Below are 4372 nucleotides of genomic sequence, written 5' to 3'. Positions count from 1 at the left end.
AGCCGGTCCCGGTCGCGGCCCCGACCCGGCCCCCCGCGCCCTCGGGGATGCCGAGCTCGGCGCGCAGATGGGGGGAGGTCGAATAGGTCTCGGCGGGCTCGCCGTGCCCCAGGCCGAGCGCCTTGTCGATGAGGCCCCAGCGGGGCAGGTCGTCCCAGTCCACGAGGGTGACGGCGACGCCCTTGCGGCCGGCCCGACCGGTGCGGCCGATCCGGTGGACGTAGGTCTTCTCGTCCTCGGGGCACTGGTAGTTGATGACGTGGGTCACGTCGTCGACGTCGATTCCGCGCGCCGCGACATCGGTCGCCACGAGGACGTCGACGTCCCCGGTGCGGAACGCCTTGAGTGACTTCTCGCGAGCGCCCTGGCCCAGGTCGCCGTGGATCGCCCCCACGCGGAAGCCCCGTTCGGCCAGGTCGTCGGCGAGCTTCTGGGCCGTGCGCTTGGTGCGGCAGAAGATCATCGTGGCGCCGCGTCCGTCCGCCTGCAGGATCCGTGAGACCACCTCGGGCTTGTCCATGGAGTGCGCCCGGTAGACGAACTGGGTGGTGTTCTCGTGCGTGGCGCCGGAGTCGGCGGCCTCCGCCCGGATGTGCGTGGGCTTGGTGAGGAACGTCCGCGCCAGGGTGATGATCGGTCCCGGCATGGTGGCCGAGAAGAGCATGGTCTGCCGTTGCTCCGGGACCATCCGGAGCAGCTTCTCGATGTCCGGCAGGAAGCCCAGGTCGAGCATCTCGTCGGCCTCGTCGAGGACCAGCACCTCGACCTTGCCGAGCACCAGCTTCGACTGGTTGGCCAGGTCGAGCAGACGGCCGGGGGTTCCCACCACCACGTCGACGCCCTTCTCCAGGGCGTCGGTCTGCTGTTCGTAGGGGGTTCCGCCGTAGATGGCCAGCACCTTGAGCGGCCGGGTTCCCGACCCGCCGGGGGCGGTGAGACCGGTGGCGGCGATCTTGAGGTCCTGGGTGACCTGGACGCACAGCTCGCGGGTGGGAACGATGATGAGGGCCCGTGGCGTGCCGTCGAGCTCCCGGGTCACCTCGCCCGTCGAGATGCGGTGCAGGAGGGGGACGCCGAAGCCGTAGGTCTTGCCCATCCCCGTACGGGCCTGGCCGATGAGGTCGGACCCCGCCAGCGCCAGTGGGAGGGTGAGTTCCTGGATGGCGAAGGTGTGGGTGATGCCGCGCTCACCGAGCGCGGTGACGATCTCGGGGCGGACGCCGAGTTCGGCGAAGCTGGGGGAGGAGTCGGAGGACGGGGCGTCGACGACCGCGGTCGTCGTGGCCATGCCGTCGACTTCGCTGGTGGTCACATCTGTAGTGGACAGGGCGGTGCCTTTCTCGTCTCGCGCGCGGGAGGACGGGCCTTCCGATGGACGGCCTCGGCGAGCGGGGCGCGCGCACATTTCCACGCGGATCCTCGGTGCGGGGTCCGACCAGCGGACCGGGCGCGGGTGTGATCCACGTGGGTCCACCCTATCCCGTGACGCCGCGGGACACCGGGTCCGGGCTAGCCTGGGTCCCACGTATCACCGACGACGGCGAGACATGCGCCGACGATGAGAAGGGCAGGCACCGTGGAGGTCAAGATCGGCATCGCCGACAGCAATCGTGAACTCGTGTTCAAGACCGGGATGAACCCGGAGGACGTGCACGCCCGCGTGGAGGCCGCTCTCACCGCGGAGAGCAAGGCAGTGTTGGAGCTGGACGACGAGAAGGGTCGGCGCTATCTCGTGTCGACCGACCGGGTCGCCTACGTCGAGATCGGTGAGTCGGCGCGGCGCGCGGTCGGGTTCCTCTCCTAGGCGTCCGGGGCGGGCCGGTCCCCGCCCTGACGAGGGATCTTCGACAGTCCGCCCCAGCACAGGGTGACGGTCGTGGAGACGGCGTCGGCGCGGGAGATCGGTCGGCCCGCGTCGAGCCAGTGGCCGGCGCTGACCCGGCTCGCACCCACGAGGCCCACCGCGAGCAGACGCGACCGGTGCGCGTCGAGCCCGGAATCGCCCCTGACCAGGTCGTGTACGGCGTCGATGCAGCCGTCGGTGGCGCGGTCGAGCTCGCGCCGGACCTCCTCGTCGCCGGACTCGGAGGTGAACACCAGCCGGAAGCCGCGGGTGTCGGAATCGGCGTACGCGAAGAACGTGTCGACCGCCGCCTCGACGCGACGCCGGTTGTCCGAGGTCGAGTCCAGCGCCGCCCGGATGCGGCCGAGGAGCTCGTCCACGTGATGCCGCAGCACCTCGATGTACAGGTCGCGCTTGGAATCGAAGTGCTGGTACAGCACCGGTTTGGAGACCCCGGCCAGGACGGCGATGTCGTCCATCCCGGAGGCGTGGAAGCCCTGGTCCACGAACACGGTCCCCGCCGCGTCGAGGAGCTGGCGTCGTCGGGCTCCTCGGGGCAGCCGGGTCGCCCTGGCGCGCCCCGGAGCAGTCGGGGACGGTCCGCCCGGGCTTGTCATCGTCTGGCTCCTGTCCTCCCGGACGTCGGGTCGACGGTCGACCGGGCCAGACGGACAATACCCGTACGGGCGGAGTGCCGGAGAAGGCGACCACCTCGGGATGTGGGATCGTGGAGACCTTGACTCGAGCCTGACCGGAGCGGACCTGGAGGTGTGCGGATGAGCGACGGCCGTCGCCGGACGTCGGACGGTGTCGACGCCGGGTCCACCTCGCGGGCTGACGCTCCGGTACACCGCGGGGACCGCTCTCCGTACTACCCTCCCCGCGGTGAGCCGCTGCGGGCCCCGTGGGACCCGGCGGAGGAGACGACCCCCGGTCGTCGTCGCTCGGTCCCCGGCGCCAGGGACCACCTGCGAAAGCAGAGCCCCGTCGGTCGGTTCTTCACCACGTGGGGCTGGCGGGCGTACGCGATCCCGGTGCTGGTCGTGCTCACGGCACTCGTGATAGCCGACTCCGTGACGGGTACCGGGGCGGGCGACGGCGCGGCCGTCGGCGAGGCGGAGGAGACGCCGGCGCTCATGGGGGAGCCACCCCGGGGTGAGGTGCCCCCGAGCGGGGAGCTGCCGGACGGTGGACCGTTCGCCGAGGCCGGTGAGGGTCGGTTCCGGATCGTGCCCGGGGGCACGGACCGTGTCGGGCGTCCCGACGCCGAGCAGTTCACCTACACCGTCGAGGTCGAGGAGGGCGTCGACACGACGGACTTCGGTGGCGACGACTCGGTGGCCCGGATGGTGGATGCGACGTTGGCCAATCCCAAGAGCTGGACGGCGGACGGGGCCGTGGCGTTCCGGCGCACGGCCCGGGACGAGCCCGCGTTCCGGGTGACACTCGCCAGTCCCCTCACGGTCCGCGAGAACTGCGGATACGAGATCGAGCTCGAGACCAGCTGCTACAACCCGTCCACCGAGAGGGTCTACCTCAACCTGGCCCGGTGGATCCGTGGTGCGCGGTCCTTCCAGGGGGACATCGGGTCCTACCGTCAGTACCTCGTCAACCACGAGGTCGGCCACGCGATCGGCTACCCGGATCACGAGCCGTGCCCCGCGGACGGAGCGCTCGCGCCGATCATGATGCAACAGACCCTCGGGGTCGCCAACAACGAGATCTTCCTGCTCGACAACGAGGGTGTGGTCCCGGACAACGACGACACCTGCCTGTACAACGCATGGCCGTTCCCCGACGGCCCGCCGGTGGCCCGGTGAACCCCGTGACCGGCGGGGTGTCCGGGGCGCTCCCACCGCTCGTGGATCCGGTGCCGCAGCTCTCGGCGGAGGAGCGCGCGCGCTACTCCCGGCATCTCCTTCTCGGGGCCATCGGTGACGAGGGGCAGCGTCGCCTGCGCGCCGCGTCGGTGTTCGTGGTGGGCGCGGGGGGACTGGGCGCGCCGGTCCTGATGTACCTCGCCGCGGCGGGTGTCGGGCGGATCACCGTGATCGACGACGACGAGGTGGACCTCGGCAACCTGCAACGGCAGGTGATCCACTCCGTACCGGCCATCGGCCGCCCGAAGGTCGAGTCGGCCCGGGATCGACTGGCCGAGTTGGCACCCGGGGTCAGGGTCGAGGCGGTCCACGCCCGTCTCGACGCGGTGAACATCGACGCCCTCCTCGAGGGTCACGACCTGGTGATGGACGGAAGCGACAACTTCGCCACCCGGTACCTCGTCTCCGACGCCTGCGAGATCGCCGGGATCCCGGTCGTCTGGGGGACCATCGACCGCTTCCGGGCCCAGCTCGCCGTCTTCTGGTCGCGCCCGCCCGCGCCCGTCGACCCCGTCACCCTCCGCGACCTCTACCCGGGCCCGCCGCCGCCCGGTTCCGTTCCGAGCTGCGCCGAGGCCGGCGTCGTGGGCGCACTGTGCGGAACGGTCGGGTCGATGATGGTGATGGAGGCGGTCAAGCTGATCACCGG

5 protein-coding genes are annotated in these 4372 nt (G+C 71.1%); 3 read left to right on the top strand and 2 right to left on the bottom strand.

Annotation, left to right across the window (positions count from 1 at the left end):
* The coding region (locus tag G6021_RS12355) for a DEAD/DEAH box helicase (protein ID WP_182610081.1) at positions 1-1288 on the bottom strand (1288 nt) is incomplete at its 3' end.
* Between the two features lie 288 nt (positions 1289-1576).
* On the opposite strand from G6021_RS12355, the gene G6021_RS12350 reads away from it, so the two are divergent.
* Positions 1577-1804 carry a DUF3107 domain-containing protein gene (locus G6021_RS12350; protein ID WP_107748545.1) on the top strand — a complete coding sequence of 76 codons (228 nt, stop codon included), beginning with the start codon at positions 1577-1579 and terminating at the stop codon, positions 1802-1804.
* On the opposite strand, the gene G6021_RS12345 is transcribed toward G6021_RS12350, so the two are convergent.
* Positions 1801-2460, bottom strand: coding sequence for a TetR/AcrR family transcriptional regulator (locus G6021_RS12345; RefSeq protein WP_179524796.1), 660 nt, complete (start codon positions 2458-2460; stop codon positions 1801-1803). The genes G6021_RS12350 and G6021_RS12345 overlap by 4 nt on opposite strands.
* 159 nt (positions 2461-2619) lie before the next feature.
* On the opposite strand from G6021_RS12345, the gene G6021_RS12340 reads away from it, so the two are divergent.
* Together G6021_RS12340 and G6021_RS12335 are read left to right on the top strand one after the other, a co-directional pair.
* The gene (locus G6021_RS12340; protein WP_182641413.1) at positions 2620-3663 is read left to right on the top strand and encodes a DUF3152 domain-containing protein; all 1044 of its coding nucleotides are present in this window, start codon (positions 2620-2622) and stop codon (positions 3661-3663) included.
* A partial coding sequence (locus G6021_RS12335) for a ThiF family adenylyltransferase (RefSeq protein ID WP_347238962.1) occupies positions 3660-4372 on the top strand: 713 nt, incomplete at its 3' end. The genes G6021_RS12340 and G6021_RS12335, both read left to right, overlap by 4 nt.

Source organism: Dietzia sp. CW19 (assembly GCF_014145265.1).
Lineage (GTDB): Bacteria > Actinomycetota > Actinomycetes > Mycobacteriales > Mycobacteriaceae > Dietzia > Dietzia natronolimnaea.
Note: the sequence above shows the minus strand (reverse complement) of the source record. Positions and strands in the feature narration are given on the sequence as shown.

Bases quoted from the DNA above. Each gene is read 5' to 3' on its own strand.
- G6021_RS12340 (WP_182641413.1), top strand. From the start codon at position 2,620: ATGAGCGACGGCCGTCGCCGGACGTCGGACGGTGTCGACGCCGGGTCC.
- G6021_RS12345 (WP_179524796.1), bottom strand. From the start codon at position 2,460: ATGACAAGCCCGGGCGGACCGTCCCCGACTGCTCCGGGGCGCGCCAGG.